Consider the following 15,101-nt stretch of genomic DNA (forward strand, 5'->3'; position numbering starts at 1 on the left):
AGAAGATCCTACCTTTTGTGCAGGATGACGTGTTTTTTAGGCTATTTGCAGCCTTAGATTCTTCGTCAGCCTTTCTTCTATGCTTTCCCTGCTGCTCTCCGCTGTGCTCTTTGCCGGGCCCGCCCTACCCCCTACCGATTGGCGAACCCCCTTCGAGAAGGGCAACGGCAACACCACTACCACCCACGCCGAGTGCATCAGCTACTACCAGCAGCTCGACGCCGCCTACCCCGAAATTCAGGTGCGGGAAGCCGGCCTCACCGACAGCGGAAGGCCACTGCACGAGGTAGTCGTGTCCTTAGATGGTGATTTTGAGCCGGCTTCCCTTCGCGGCAAGGGCAAGCGCATTGTGTTTATCCAGAACGGCATTCACCCGGGCGAGCCGGAGGGCATTGATGCCAGCATGATGCTGGCCCGCGACTACGTGCAGAAAAAGGAGCTGCGCCGCCAGCTGGCCGATGTGGTACTGGTGTTCATTCCGATTTATAACGTCGATGGCTCCCTGAACCGCAATTCCACTACCCGCACCAATCAGAACGGACCGGAGAGCTACGGCTTCCGCGGCAACGCCCGCAACCTCGACCTGAACCGGGACTACATCAAGCAGGACTCGCGCAACGCCCGCTCCTTTGCCCAACTGTTCCAGCGCTGGCAGCCCGACATTTACGTGGACACGCATACCTCCAACGGCGCTGATTACCAGTACACCATGACGCTCATTGCCACGCAGAAGGACAAGCTGCACCCCGCCCTGAGCCAGTATATGCAGCAGAAGCTACTGCCCGCGCTCTACGGCGGCATGGACAAGAAAAAGTGGTACCTAACGCCCTACGTCGATTTTGAGGGCCGCACCCCCGATGCCCGCGGTCTGGTTGGTTTCCTGGAAACGCCGCGCTATTCTACCGGCTACACTACCCTCTTCAATACCATTGGGTTCGTGACGGAAACCCACATGCTGAAAACGTACACCCCGCGGGTAAAAGCTACCTATGACTTCCTGGACTTGCTGATTAAAACCGTGCACCAGGACGGGGCAGCCATTGGCCAGGCCCGCGCCACCGCCGCCGAGCAAACCCGCACCCAGCAGCAATTTGCCCTCGGGTGGCGGCTAGATACTACCCAGGCCGAGCGCTTCAGCTTCCGGGGCTTCGAGGGCAAAACCAAGGCCAGTGAGGTAAGCGGCCTGCCCCGCTTATACTACGACCGGAAAGCCCCCTACACCACCTCTATTCCTTATTACAACACGTTCCGCCCTCTTATCACCATCCAGCGGCCTACGGCCTATGTTATTCCGCAAGCCTGGAGCGAGGTAGTCGACCGCCTGCGCCTCTCCGGCGTACAGCTCCGAGAGCTCACCACCGATTCTACTATTACCGGCGAGGTCTACTACATTCAAGACTATAAAACCGGCCCGCGTCCTTACGAAGGTCACTACCTGCATAACCAAGTGCAAGTGCGCACAGTACGCCAAGCCCGCCCCTTCCTGCGCGGCGACTACGTGGTCACTCTGGCCCAACCCGCCGCCCGCTACCTCATCGAAACCCTGGAACCTCAGGCCACGGATTCCTTTTTTGCCTGGGGATTTTTTGACAGCATCCTGCAGCAGAAAGAGTACTTCTCTGACTATGTTTTCGAGGACGTAGCGGCCGAATTACTGCGCCAAAAGCCCGACCTGCGGGCCCAGCTAGAGGCCAAGAAGAAAGCCGAGCCTGCCTTTGCCGCCAGCGCCCAGGCCCAACTCGACTGGGTGTACCGCCACTCTGACCACTATGAGGCCAGCCATCTGCGCTACCCCGTATTGCGAGTGTTATAGGGTAAGGTTCGCTCTACCCCCTTCCCGCAAAGAAAGGGCCCCACTACCCAAGAAATAAGATCGTACGAACGACCTTGCTCTTGCGTACTGGGGCCCTTTCACGCTGGTAAGGGGGTAGCACTATTTATTTCTTGGCGGCCCCCAGTGAGTTGGCATAGTTCACGATATAGGCCAACTCGCGGGCATCCGTATAGTCTAGCTTGTTTTGCTTGGCGTATTGCTCAATCTGGCGGGAGTGCGCGTGGAAGTAAGCCAGTAGGTCCTTCTTGGGATTACGCAGGCTCAGCACATTCCCATTGGGTAGACCGAGGAAGAAATTATCCTTCACATCGGTATAATAGCCCATAGTGCGGCCCGGCATGCCGTACCCATAGCCACCGTAGCCGTACGGCCCGCTGTAGGTAACGGGGCGCTCAACTAGCCCTTCGCGGCGCAGCAGGATAATGGGCCCGCCACTAAGCTGCTCAAAGAAGCCGGGGGCACGGAAGTCGCTGTAGTCGTTGTCGCGGTTCCAGCGGTAGGTCCGGAACACGCGCACCAGCGCCGTATCGGGCCGCTCGCGGCGGCGCGGGGGCGGCAGGGTGTTGAAGTAGGGGTTGCCGTAGTAGTAGCCCTGCCGCATGGAGTAAAAGTCGTCGTAGTAATACCGCTCCCGGCTTCGGTCGTACCGCTCGCCCTGCACGGCAAAGCTTTGCACGTTTACCGCGGGTAGCGTACGCACCGTATTGTCGGCCATCGTCATCGTGAGTATTTCCTCCGAACGGTGCAGGGCCAGCGGGCCAGCAATGGTGTCGCCGGTGCTCAGCAACACGGTGGCGTGGTTGAACTGCTGGGTAAACCCCTGCCCACTGCGCTGAGCCTGGGCGGAAACGGGAAGGAGCGCTAGGAGCACTAGATAGCCAAGAGTTCGTTTCATACTGGAAGAATACGAAAATCAGCTCACTGTCGGCTACCGCAGCGGCACAAACCGTCCGTGCTGAAAGAGAAGTTTAAAGGGCTTAAACGGCTCGGTGGAATAGCCGTCTCCCTCTTCCCTTTCCGGAATACCGTCATCTATATCCACTGACAGAAGCTGCTGGACCGGGTCAAAGGTCATTTCCACGTTGCAGGCCGACAACTCATTCTTGTTGCTATATCCGTTTACACTGAATACCTGGTTATCTAAAATCAGATAGTCTCCTTTAAGCTCCAGCACGTAGGCCGTGAAGGCCAGGCAAAAAGTGTTGGCTTTTTCACGACCTAGCAACAAATACATCCTGCGGCCTGAAGTCTTAAGCGGATGCAATTCAGTAAAGGCACATTCTACCGGCAAGTGATAAGCAAACAGCTTACCCGCCGCATTTTGCCACTGCAGCACCACGTTATCCACGGTGCCGCGGGTACCACCAGAGTCGTGCGAGAAATAGTACACACATAACTGGGCCTGATCGTCTGATGCGGCCCATATTGTAAGGCCTAGCTCATTGGCTTGATCATCATCAAGCCGATGTGCTTTCAGGTAAGCCACTACCTTTCGAGCCACGTACCCTACCGCTTCTCCATTATCCCCTTCTCCATGCGGCAAACTAGCCAGATGTTCGACGGCCTTTTTCACCTCACTGGCGGTTGGTGTTTTCCTGGCGGTTTGTTGGGCCTGCGCCGGGGAAGCCAGCAGCCCACCTACCACGGCACAGACTGTAAATAATCGGGTCATAAGAAAATAAGGGTTGCACTTTGGGTCTTCAGATGTAATAGTCACCGATTTCTGGTAACTGACAGGCCCCTGGCGGAAATATTTCCGCCAGGGGCCTGTCTTACCTGGTTTCTGCTACACCTTTCGCTTATAGCCCGGTCACGGTAGCGTCAACATCCGGGTGCGGGGTACGGTCTTTGTGCAGGATGGTGTGGCCCAGCTTGTCGCGCTTGGTGGTAAGGTAGCGCTCATTGTGCTCGTTGGGCTCCACCTCAATAGGCACCGACTCCACAATTTCGAGGCCGTAGCCCATCAGGCCGGTGCGCTTGCGCGGGTTGTTGGAAAGCAGACGCATCTTCGAGATGCCCAGGTCGCGCAGCAAGGCCGCGCCTACCCCGTAATCCCGCTCGTCCATGCCGAAACCCAACTCAATGTTGGCTTCTACCGTGTCGCGGCCCTGTTCCTGCAGCTTGTAGGCGCGCAGCTTGTTCAGGAGGCCAATCCCACGGCCTTCCTGATTCATGTACACGATAACGCCGCGGCCTTCGCGCTCAATCTGCTGCATGGCGCGGTGTAGCTGGGGGCCACAGTCGCAGCGGCAGGAGCCAAAAATGTCGCCAGTCACGCAGGAGCTGTGCACGCGCACGAGCACGGGCTCGGGGCCCGAGATGTCGCCTTTCACCAGGGCCAGGTGCTGGGCGTTGGTGCTGCGCTGGGTGTAGGCAATCAGGTCGAAGTCGCCGTAGTCGGTGGGCAGCTTCACAGAAATCTCCCGCACAATCAGGCTTTCTTTTTCGAGGCGGTACTTAATCAGGTCCTGCACCGAAATCAGCTTGAGGCCCCACTTGGTGGCTACCTCGCGCAACTCCGGCAACCGGGCCATTTCGCCGTCTTCGCGCAGAATTTCCACCAGCACCCCCGCCGGCTCAAAACCAGCCAGCCGGGCCAGGTCGATGGCTGCTTCGGTGTGGCCGGCCCGGCGCAGCACGCCTTCCTTGCGGGCTTTCAGGGGGAAGATGTGGCCCGGCTTGCCCAGCTCCTCGGGCTTGGTTTCCGGGTCGATGAGGGCGAGGATGGTCTTCGAGCGGTCGGAAGCGGAAATACCAGTCGTTACGCCATTCTTGAGCAGGTCGATGCTGACGGTGAAGGGCGTGGAGTGCAGCGCCGTATTGCGGCCGACCATCAACTCCAGGCCCAGCTCTTCGCACCGCTGCTCAATGAGCGGGGCGCACACCAAGCCGCGGCCGTGGGTGGCCATAAAATTGATGACTTCGGGGGTGGCACAACGGGCGGCGCAGATAAAGTCGCCTTCGTTTTCACGGTCTTCGTCGTCCACAACTACCACTACCTTTCCGGCGCGGATATCGGCAATGGCGTCTTCGATGGAATCCAGCATGAATAGCGGATATAAACAGATGAATTGGATTTCGCGGGGCTGTTCCGGCAGGAACAAGTACGAAGCTGCTGCTACAACCAGCAACGGCCGCCCGAAGTTACGAAAGGTGAGATGGTGAAATAAGGAACGGGTGAGTTTGCCGCTCTGTCTGCGCACTCAGCGCCAGTGGAACGGCAACCTCACCTGTTGGCTGCCTACTCCTTCGCCAGCTCCGTGGCCCGGTGCTGGGCGGCCTTGATGCCGGCCGAGAGGGTTTCGGCGAGTTGGCCGGCGCGGAACTCGCGCAGGGCAGCTTCGGTGGTGCCGCCCTTGGAGGCTACGGCGGCAATCAGCTCGTCGGGGGTTTTGTCGGAGGTGTTGAGCAGGTGGTAGGCCCCGAGCATGGTTTGCTTCACCAGCAGCCCGGCCACCGACTCGGAAAAGCCCAACTCCTGCCCGGCCCGCATCATGGCCTGCACAATGTAATAGAAGTAGGCCGGCCCGCTCCCACTCACGGCCGTTACGGCGTCGAGCAGACTTTCATCCTCCAGAAAAATAGAGCGGCCGGTGGCATTGAGCAGGTTCTCGACCTGGTGCAGGCGGCTGCGCTCTACCTCCGGCGCAGCCGAAAACCCGGTGATGCCCATGCCCAGCAGGGCTGGCGTATTAGGCATGGCCCGCAGCACCTGCTGGTGGCCCAGCTCCCGCTGCAGCCGCCCAATGGGAATACCGGCCATGATGGAAACCACCACCTGCCCGGGCTGCACTACCTGGCGTAGCTCTTCGGCTACCTTGCCAAAATCCTGGGGCTTCACAGCTACCAGCACTACATCATAAGTGCCCACGGCCGCCGTCAGCTCGGCCGTCGGTAAGCCGGGATGAGCTGCGGCCAAGCGTTGGCAGTGCGCCTGGTGGCGGCCGAGCAGCAGCAAATCAGGACGGGCCACCAGGTCATAGTGCAGAAAGGCTTTGGCGAAGGCCATGCCCATATTTCCACAGCCCAGGATGGCAATGCGCAGGGTTTTCATGCGTGGCAGAGGTAGTGAGGCAGTAAGTAACAAAATCTACCCGGGTCCTGCAGAATACGGAAGCAAAGGAGAACCGCATTCCGCTTTCGGATTTACTTCCTCGGCTCTGCCTTACCGCTTATGCTGAAAGCGTTGGGTAGGCTCCCAGACGGTGGTTTTCACCCCACCTAAAAAACGCCAGAGCCCCAGCAGTAGCGCCGCATTCATGCCGTAGAAGTGAGTAATAAAGCGCAGCAGGCGCGAATGCACCCCCACGCGGTGTAGGGCGCCATCGAGCAGCAGCAGCAGCGGGGCGCCTACCTGCCCCAGCAGCAGCAGCTGGTAGAACCAGCCGGCCCCGCGCGCTACCAGCACCACGTTGCACAGCAGCATGAGCAGTAACAGCAAGGGCGTAAGCCAGCGCAGCACTTTGTGTGACCAGTAGGCGAAGCTCAGGCCCCGCCAGGGCGGCCACAGCAGGTGCCGGAAAGCCACCAGGTTCTGGAAGTTGCCGGTGGAAATGCGGGCCTTGCGCCGGAACTCCTCCGGCAGCTTGTCCGACACGTCTTCGTGGCAAATGGCATCCAGCTCGTTGATGGCTTGGTAGCCGTCCTGAAGCACGGCCATTGAGATAAAAAAGTCATCGACGATAAAGGAGCGTGGGGCCGGGTGGTAGCAGCTCCGGCGCACGGCAAAGCAGCCTCCGAAGGCCCCCATCATGGCGCCCCACACGATGCCTTCCTGGTATTTGATCTGGTTTTCGCGCTTCAGATAGGCTTTTTCCTGACCCGAAATGCCGGCGGGACGGTGGTCGAGGTTGAGGATATGGCCTCCTACCTGCCCGATGCCAGGATTACGAAAGTGCTTGACGAGGTGATAGAGCGTATCGGGGGTGAAAAACACGTTGGCGTCGGTGAGTACCAACACCGGGGCGGTAGCCTCAGCTGACAGCGCCTCCATCACGCCGGGCTTGCCCGTGCGCTGATGGAAGGGCCGGAACTGCAGGCCGGGATGCTCGGCTGCCAAGCGTTGTACCAGCGCATTGGTCTGGTCCCGGGAATTATCGGAGCCAATGTAGAAGGTAAGCTTGTCGAGGGGGTAGGTGGTAGTGAACGTAGAGCGAATCTTTTCTTCTATCACTTGCTCCTCGTTGTAGACGGCCAGCAGCACATCGATGCGGGGCAGGTCGGGGTCGGTGCGGAGGTAAACCTGCTGGTTTTGCCGCCGCCCGCGGGCCAGGCGGGCCAGCAGCAGCGGGAACAGCACGTAGGTGTGCGCCACCAGCAACAGGCTGCCCCAAAGCACTGCCGCTACCAGAACATCAACGAGTGGCGGCACGGTGCTGGGGCATCAGGATGGCATACAGGTCCAGGAAGCTTTCCACCACCCGGCGGTTGTCGTAGAGGCGGGCAATGGTGCGGGCGGCCTCCTGGCCAATGTCCTGCTGCTGCAGTTCCCCGCGGTAGTAGCGTCCCAGACGCTCCACCCACTCCGAGGGCTCGTCGCAGAGCACAATATCAACCGTGTCGCGCACGTGGATGCCCTCTGAGCCCAGGCCCGTACTAATGATGCACTTGCCCAGGGCCATGCCTTCAATGATCTTGATGCGCATGCCGCCCCCGCTTAGCAGGGGCACCAGCATCACCTCGTACTGCTGCATAAACCGGGCGGCCGACTCCACGAAGCCGTGCACCGTCACGCCGGGCAAGCTGAGGTTACGAATATGGGCGGGCGTTTCCTTGCCGGCAATGTGCAGCTCCAGTTCGGGGTACAGGGCCCGGGCCTGGGGCCACACCTCCCGCAGAAACCAGTCAACGCCTTCCTGGTTTGGGAGCCAGTCCAGGGAGCCAATCATAAACAGGGTGCGCGGCCGGGGCTGCACGGCCGGGTCCCGTTGAAAGCGGTTGAGGTCGACGCCGGCGGGTACAAAGACCACAGGCTCCTGGCAGCCCAGCAGGCGCAGGCGGCGCTGGTCGGGCTCGGTAATGGCGGCTACGGCATCGAAACGCGGCAGCGTACGGTGTTCGAAACGCCGCAGCCGGCGGGCCAGGTGGGTGAGGTAGAGCCGCTTGAGCGGATGTCGCTCCCGCTCGGCCAGCATCTGCCAGATGGTGTATTCCACATTATGAGCCCGCAGCACTACGGGCACGCCTGGGGCCAGGCGCTTCACTGCGTCCACGTACCACGACACCAGCCCGCCTTCCACCTGAATAACATCAATAGGTTCGGTGCGCAGCAGCTCCTGGAGCTGGGCCTCCACGGCCGCACTCACGAAGCGCTCAATGTTGTAGGGCAGCTCACTGAAGAGCAGGTTACGCAGGGCCTTCACGGGCGAAAGGCGCGTATCCACGTCCACGGCCACCAAGCGCACCAGCGGGCCCAGGTGGTCAAGCACGTCGGTGGGCTGGTAGTGCTTGGGCGTGTTCAGGGCCAGCACGGTTACCCGGTGCCCGGCCCGGCTCAGGCCCGCCGTTACATCGTACATGGCAATGGCCCCGCCATCGGTGGGCGGATACGGAACGCGCGGACAGAGCTGGAGAATATGCACAGACGGAAAGCAGGGTTAGCGCGGCAAAGCTACGAATGTCGGCAGTAGAACCACAGGCCGGTGGCGGGGCCGGTAGGGCGAAGCTACCGCTTCCTACCGCGCTGCACGAGGCGCACTCGGACTGCACGGCATCAGCTACGAGTTGGGCAGCGGGACACGGCCCCGGCGGCGGACCAGCAGCCAGAGCGGCGCAGGAGGCAGCCAAAGGGCGCTACCCTACCTGCCGAAACTGGTCGAGTAGGCTGATAATCTGCGCGTCAGTACCCAGAAATAGTAGCACGTCGCCGGGGTCGGGTACAGTATCGGCGGCGGGGCTAACGGTGAAGCCGCCTACCTGGTGCTTGAGGCCGATAACGGTGGCTCCGGTGCGCGAACGGATATCCAGCTCGCGGATGCTGCGCCCGCGCCACTCCGGCCGTAATTCCTCGTAGCGCAGCTCTTCCAGGCGCAGCTTGTTGGGCCCCAGGCCCGAAATCATGTCCAGAAACCGAATTACCTCGGGCCGGGTAATGAGGTTGGCCATGTGGGAGCCCCCAATCTCATCGGGCATTACCACCGAGTCGGCGCCGGCGCGCAGCAGCTTGGGTTCCGAGCTTTTGAGGCTAGCCCGCGCAATGATGGTAATGTCGGGGCTTAGCTCGCGGGCCGTGAGGGCCACAAACACGTTGTCGGCGTCCTTGGGCAAGGCGGTGATGAGGGCCCGGGCCCGGGCCACGCCGGCAGCGCGCAGGGTTTCGTCGAGGGTGGCGTCGCCGAAAACGGCCGGAATAGCCTCGCCCGTGGCGTCGGTGTCTTCCTTCACCAGGGCCTCGTTTTGCTCTACCACCACCACATCGGCCCCGCTGGCGCGCAGCTCGTGGTAGGCTTTGCGGCCATTGCGCCCAAAGCCGCAGACGATAACGTGGCCCGCGTACCCGCGGATGGCCTGGTCGTTGCGCAGCATAGAAAACATGGTTCGCAGGCCCCCGTCGAAGATGTAGGTGGTGAGCACCGACAACAGGTAGGCCAGCATTAAGAGGTTAAAGAAAATGTACAACGACACGAATAGCCGCCCGGGCGGCGACAACGGGTGCAACTCCCCGAAGCCTACCGTCGAGACGGTTATCATGGTCATGTAGAAGGCATCAACAAACGTGAATTTCTCAATCCACATAAAGCCGACTACCCCCACGGCAAAGCTGAACGCCGTGAGTACCAGCGCTCCTACAAACCGGCTGAGGTTAAAACGGTGCCAGATGTCGCGCACGTAGCGCAGGGCATTTGAGCGCAGCGGTGGAGATAGGGATTCGGGCATAGCCAAAGGTACGCCACCCAGGGTGGGGCTGCCAAATAGAACAGCTGCCAACCCGAATGCCGTGAGGAATCTGGGCTGGCGTCTGGTGTAGAAAACACCTTCCTCTCGGGGTTGGGGATGCCAACCCGTCCGGGCGGGCCCTACATGGCAGCTCGCGGAATAACGGTACCCAGCATATTGGCCAACTGATTGTCCATCTGCTTGAGTAACCGGATAGTTTGCAGGTGCTCCATCATGGTAGCATCATCCAACGGATGCCGCAGCGCCTCCAATCGGGTGGCCAACTCCCGCTCCACGTTGATTTTGTTCAGGCGCAGAATGGCGTTGTCGCAGGCAGTTTGCAGCAGATCCAGCTCCCGGGGCACGTAAATCTGGTGGGTAGTCCAGTTGGGGCTCAGCTCGTACTTCTCGGTGGCCAGCTCCGCCACCAAGGCGCGAATATCGGAGCGGCCGTGCTGGATGAGGGTGCGCACTTCGGGCCAGCGGCCCTGGTTTAGCTCCTCCTGGCACAGGTGCAGCAAATCGGCATAAATACCGGTTTTGAAGGGCGTGTCATCAAGCTGCTGCAACAGGTACTGGGCCACGCTTACGTCGGGAGCCAAGGGCTGGGGCGAGTACAGCAGCAGCAGGCGCACCACCTCCCGCTCGCACTGCTCCAGCACGTCGGGCACGGGCTCCAGCTCCTCCTTCGTCATGGTCAGGAGGTCTCCGCCGCCGCCCATCAGGTCTTCGGGCGAGGCACCGTACATCAGGGCCTCGGCTTCCTCCTCCGGGCTCATGGGCCGCGGGGCCGGGCGCGGCGTAGCCGGCGCCGATGGCCCGCCGCTGGGGGCGGCCCCGCTCCCTACCCCACTCCCACTGCCCGAACTGCCGCCGGCTGCTTTGCCCGTGGCGTTGCGGACAATCTTGTTGTACTCCGAAATCAGTACCTGCTCATCAATGCTGAAGGCCTGGGAGGTTTGCTGCAAAAACACCTGGCGCTTAATGGGGTCGGGCACTTTGCCAATGCTTTGCAGCACCTCCCGGATGGCCTCGGCCTTCTTCACCGGGTCCTGGGCGGCCTCGCGGCTTACCAGGTCGGTTTTGAACTGGATGAAGTCCTGGCTGGCTTGCTCCAGGTGGTCTTTAAAGCGCTGGTCCCCGACTTTACGGATGTAGGAGTCCGGGTCGTCGCCATCGGGAAAGAGCACCACCCGCACGTTCAGGCCGCCTTCCAGCAGCATATCAATGCCGCGCAGCGAAGCCCGAATTCCGGCCGCGTCGCCGTCGTAGAGCACCGTCACGTTATCGGTGTAGCGCTTGATAAGGCGAATTTGCCCGTCGGTGAGGGAAGTACCCGACGAGGCCACCACGTTTTTGATGCCGCCCTGGTGCAAACTCAGCACGTCGAGGTAGCCTTCTACCAGGTAGCACAGCTCCTCCGAGCGGATGGCCTGCCGCCCCTGGTAAAGGCCGTAGAGCACATCGGACTTGTGGTAGATTTCCGACTCCGGCGAGTTGAGGTACTTGGCCGTTTTGTCGTTGGGCTTGAGCGTGCGCGCCCCAAACCCAATCACGCGCCCCGACACGTTGTGAATCGGGAACATTACGCGGCCCCGAAACCGGTCGTAGCGCCGGCCCGTGTCCTGGCCCTGGTCGTCCTCGCGCCGGATGATGAGGCCGGTTTTTTCCAGGTATTTCTGCTCGAAGCCTGCCGCCGTGGCCGACTTCAGCAAATCGTCCCACTGGTCGAGGGAGTAGCCCAGCTCGAAGGTTTTGATGGTTGCCTGGTTGAGGCCGCGCTGGCGCAGGTAGCTCAACCCGATGCCCTGGCCCTCGTCGGTGCTGAGCAGCAGCTTGTGGTAGTGGTCTTTGGCCCAGTTCGAGACGATGAACTGGGAGTCTTTTTCGTTCTGGGCCAGCTGCTGCTCCGGAGTCTTTTCTTCCTCCTCAACGTCAATGCCGTACTTTTTGGCCAGGTACTTCAGGGCCTCCACGTAGCTGGTGCCCTCAATGTCCATGATGAACTGCACTACCCCGCCGGCCTTGCCGCAGCCAAAGCACTTGTACAAGCCCTTGGCCGGGGCCACCGAGAAGCTCGGCGATTTTTCGTGGTGGAAGGGGCAGCAGGCCCACATATTCTGGCCCTTGCGCTTGAGCGACACGAAGTCGCCGACTACCTCCACAATATCGGCGTGGTGGATGATCTGATCTACGGTTTCTTTCGGAATGCGGGCCATACTACCCGCAAAGGTAGGCAGGAAGTAGCGCGAAGCTTCTCCACCTTCAGCACAGGGCTGCCAATCTGCCCCCAGCATCACGGCCTGCCTAGCTTCTGCTGCCTCTGCTGCTGCGCGCGGGTGCTCCGTAGGGCAAGGCAAGGTGTATCCCCTGCCCTACGGAGCGCCTAGCCCTGAACGAGTTGAGGTAGCCAGAGGGCTACAGGCTTCGTCGACTGCGGCCGCGTCTTCGCGCAGCATGACCTGCTTCGTAGATCGTAGGATGATTCGAAAGCTACAGGAGTGGATTAAAACGAACGTCCTGCTGGGCTTGCCGAAGCTCCTATGGCGCCGGCTACCTCTTAGCCGTGAGCAGGGGACGGTAGAGCTGCTTCGGCAGCGCGGACGCCAGATCGGGCAGGACATACTCAGGCTAGGTATCAGCTATGGCTGTTGTCATGCCTAGTAATTGTGGCTGGCAGTGGTTTCCGGAATAATGACCACGTAGTCGTAGCCCAGGATGGTAGCCTGCAGCTGAGGCGTGGCCACCATCATCCCCTGGCGGAGCAGGGCCCGGCGCAGGGGGCGCACATCAAATACCTGCCAGGCGGGACCTGTGGGAGTAGCTGCCATGAAGGGCCGGAGCATGGCGGCCTCGGCGTTGGAATAGGCTGCTACGTTCTTGCTGAAATCTTCGGGATTCTGGCCGCCTACCTGCGTGCCCTGCTTGCCGATAATGAAAATATGCAGGGTTTTCTGGTCGTGGGCGTCGGCCAGGTTTACAGCCAGGTTGCCCACGTCGTAGATGTCGCCCCACACGCTACGGCCGCGCCCCATGTGGTTGGCCCCGAACTTGAACAGCATGGGCGGCAGCGGCTCCTCAGTTCGCTGGTAGGGCGCCAGCTCCCGGAGCAGGTTGCGCTTCATCAGGTTGATGCGCGCCTGGTGGCCGCCGGGCTTGCCGGCGGCGTTGGTCTTGAAGATGGCCACGCTGGCTTCCAGGTCCTGCAGTACCTGCTGCACCTGGGGGCTTTCGGCGCGGGTGAGCAGGCGCACACTATCAAGCAGGGTGGTACGCAGGGTGTTCACGCTCACGCGGCCGTAGTCGCCGGCCACCAGCGCGGCCCGGTCGTGGGCCTGGATGGCAGTGGCCTGCCGGCGGAGGTAGTCGCGGGTAGTCCTGCTTTTCACCTGGTCGGCCATGAGCGCCAGCAGGCGGCCCGTGGAAGCAAACCCGGCTTGCTCAATACCCACCAGCGCCGCACCCTGGGCGCGTAGGCTACGGGCCAGTTCAAACTCCTCGGCCCAGCTGTAAAACGACAAAGCCATGGGGTACTGCCGGCTGAAGGCGGTAGGCAGGCCGGACTGGGCCGTCAGCCGGGTCAGGTCCTGGGCCTGGTACCGGTCAATTTCCGCCACGTATACTTTGGGCCGGAGCACCTGGGCCAGGGCCTGGGTGAAGGGCGGAATCTGGGCCATGCCGTGGTCTTCGCCCACCAGCACCATGGTGCTTTTCTGCACGTCGGCCCGTAGCTTATCCCAGCCCGGGCCACTGTAGCGGGCTCCTTCGGCGGTGAGTGTAAGCTGGTTGCTGCGCAGCAAGCGCGCGAAGGTGGTATCGGTGGGAGCCTGGGCGCGGGCGGCCAGGCTTCCGGCCAGCAGCAGCGCCAGCCCAAGGGCTTTCGGATAGTAGCGGCGCCGGAGCGCGGGGTAGCAGAAAGAAATCATGCAACAGAAATAGCGGACAGAAAAAAGCTGGCCCGAAGATAGAATTCTGGCGCTGCGGCGGCTGTTTTTGTTTTCTAAAGGGCCCCTGGCTCCCGGCCCGTGGCTGCCAGGACGGGTCCAGTCAACTTCTGCCCCGGTTTCCGGGTTATCTTTGCGCTTTGCATTCGCACTTTCTTCCCCTGACTATAATGGCAACCATAACCAAAGAAGCCGTCCTGAAGGCCCTGAGCTACGTGGAGGAGCCCGACCTGGGCAAGGACCTCGTAACCCTCAACATGATTGAGGACGTGGCCATTGAGGGCCGCCGCGTTTCGTTCACGGTGGTGCTCACTACCCCCGCCTGCCCCCTGAAACAGCTTATTCACGACGCCTGCGAGCGGGCCATCCACACAATGGTGGACGCGGAGGCTGAGGTGGTGATTGTGATGACCTCGCGCGTGACTACCATGCGCCAGAACCAGGATGTGCTGCCCGGCGTGAAAAACATCATTGCCATTGCCTCGGGCAAGGGGGGCGTGGGCAAGAGCACCGTGACGGCCAACCTGGCCATTGCCCTGGCTAAAACCGGCGCCAGAGTAGGCCTGGTGGATGCCGATATTTCGGGCCCCTCCATGCCCCTGATGTTCGGGGTGGAAGATGCCCGCCCCCACGTGTACCAGAACGAGCAGGGCCGCAACCTGATTCAACCGGTAGAGGCCCACGGCGTGAAGCTGATGAGCATCGGCTTCCTGGCTCCGGCCGAGTCGGCCATTGTGTGGCGTGGCCCCATGGCTTCCTCGGCCCTGAAGCAGTTCATCACGGAAGTGGAGTGGGGCGAGCTGGATTACCTGCTCCTGGACATGCCCCCCGGCACCTCCGACATTCACCTCACGATGGTGCAGACCGTGCCCGTCACCGGCTCCCTCATCGTGACTACCCCGCAGAAAGTAGCCCTGGCCGACGCCGAGAAGGGCCTGCAGATGTTCCGCCTACCCCAGATCAACGTGCCGGTGCTGGGCATCGTGGAGAACATGGCCTGGTTTACCCCCGCCGAGCTGCCCGAAAACAAGTATTTCATCTTTGGCGAAGGCGGCGGGCAACAGCTGGCCGACAAGCACGGGGTAGCCCTGCTGGGCCATATCCCGCTGGTGCAGAGCATCCGCGAAAACGGCGACCAGGGCACGCCCGCCATCCTGCAGGACGGCTCCCCGGCCGCGGCCGTGTTCGAGCAGCTGGCCGAGGACCTGGCCCGCCAGGTATCCATCCGTAACGCCGTAGCGCCCCGCACCAACGTGGTGCAGATGCAGTCGTAGCGGCAACTGGCCGCTGGGGGCTCGGCTTATGGCAGAACTACCAGTGGCCAGCAACTTTGCCTGGGGGCTGGCGTAAGCTCGACCCTAGCATCAGGCAACTTTACCAGCAAACCACGTGTTGCCCTCATACGCCCCAAAAGCGTTACCTTTGGCATACTACTCCGCTGCTATTCG

Annotated in this window: 11 protein-coding genes; 2 read left to right on the forward strand and 9 right to left on the reverse strand. The window is 61.2% G+C overall.

Annotation, left to right across the window (positions count from 1 at the left end; all coding sequences use genetic code 11):
* Positions 1-79 precede the first annotated feature (79 nt).
* A complete protein-coding gene (locus K3G63_RS05440; RefSeq protein WP_220613053.1) occupies positions 80-1,813 on the forward strand; it encodes a M14 family metallopeptidase in 1,734 nt (577 codons plus the stop codon).
* A 124-nt stretch (positions 1,814-1,937) separates the two neighbouring features.
* Here K3G63_RS05440 and K3G63_RS05445 read toward each other — a convergent pair whose 3' ends face one another.
* The 9 genes from K3G63_RS05445 to K3G63_RS05485 all read right to left on the reverse strand — a co-directional run bounded on the left by K3G63_RS05445 (position 1,938) and on the right by K3G63_RS05485 (position 13,635).
* Positions 1,938-2,729 (reverse strand): hypothetical protein, encoded by a 792-nt coding sequence (locus tag K3G63_RS05445; protein WP_220613054.1) that lies wholly within the window; start codon positions 2,727-2,729, stop codon positions 1,938-1,940.
* Positions 2,730-2,762: 33 nt separating this feature from the next.
* Positions 2,763-3,506, reverse strand: a complete 744-nt coding sequence (locus tag K3G63_RS05450; protein WP_220613055.1) for a hypothetical protein — start codon at positions 3,504-3,506, stop codon at positions 2,763-2,765.
* Between the two features lie 127 nt (positions 3,507-3,633).
* Positions 3,634-4,881: a bifunctional 3,4-dihydroxy-2-butanone-4-phosphate synthase/GTP cyclohydrolase II gene (locus tag K3G63_RS05455; RefSeq protein ID WP_220613056.1), complete on the reverse strand. Its 1,248-nt coding sequence runs from the start codon at positions 4,879-4,881 to the stop codon at positions 3,634-3,636.
* 194 nt (positions 4,882-5,075) lie between these two features.
* Positions 5,076-5,879 (reverse strand): pyrroline-5-carboxylate reductase, encoded by an 804-nt coding sequence (proC, locus tag K3G63_RS05460; RefSeq protein WP_220613886.1) that lies wholly within the window; start codon positions 5,877-5,879, stop codon positions 5,076-5,078.
* Positions 5,880-5,999: 120 nt separating this feature from the next.
* A complete protein-coding gene (locus K3G63_RS05465; protein WP_220613057.1) occupies positions 6,000-7,205 on the reverse strand; it encodes a glycosyltransferase in 1,206 nt (401 codons plus the stop codon).
* Entirely contained in the window at positions 7,189-8,415 is a 1,227-nt protein-coding gene (locus K3G63_RS23030) for a glycosyltransferase family 4 protein (RefSeq protein ID WP_220613058.1), read from the reverse strand. The genes K3G63_RS05465 and K3G63_RS23030 overlap by 17 nt, the downstream gene beginning before the upstream one ends.
* 211 nt (positions 8,416-8,626) lie before the next feature.
* A complete protein-coding gene (locus K3G63_RS05475; RefSeq protein ID WP_220613059.1) occupies positions 8,627-9,709 on the reverse strand; it encodes a TrkA family potassium uptake protein in 1,083 nt (360 codons plus the stop codon).
* A gap of 140 nt (positions 9,710-9,849) precedes the next feature.
* Positions 9,850-11,928, reverse strand: a complete 2,079-nt coding sequence (gene dnaG / locus K3G63_RS05480) for a DNA primase (protein ID WP_220613060.1) — start codon at positions 11,926-11,928, stop codon at positions 9,850-9,852.
* Between the two features lie 441 nt (positions 11,929-12,369).
* Entirely contained in the window at positions 12,370-13,635 is a 1,266-nt protein-coding gene (locus K3G63_RS05485; RefSeq protein WP_220613061.1) for a hypothetical protein, read from the reverse strand.
* A 188-nt stretch (positions 13,636-13,823) separates the two neighbouring features.
* Between K3G63_RS05485 and K3G63_RS05490 the strand changes: the two genes are divergently transcribed.
* A complete protein-coding gene (locus K3G63_RS05490; protein WP_220613062.1) occupies positions 13,824-14,927 on the forward strand; it encodes an Mrp/NBP35 family ATP-binding protein in 1,104 nt (367 codons plus the stop codon).
* Positions 14,928-15,101 lie beyond the last annotated feature (174 nt).

Source organism: Hymenobacter sp. HSC-4F20 (genome assembly GCF_019599275.1).
Classification (GTDB): domain Bacteria; phylum Bacteroidota; class Bacteroidia; order Cytophagales; family Hymenobacteraceae; genus Hymenobacter.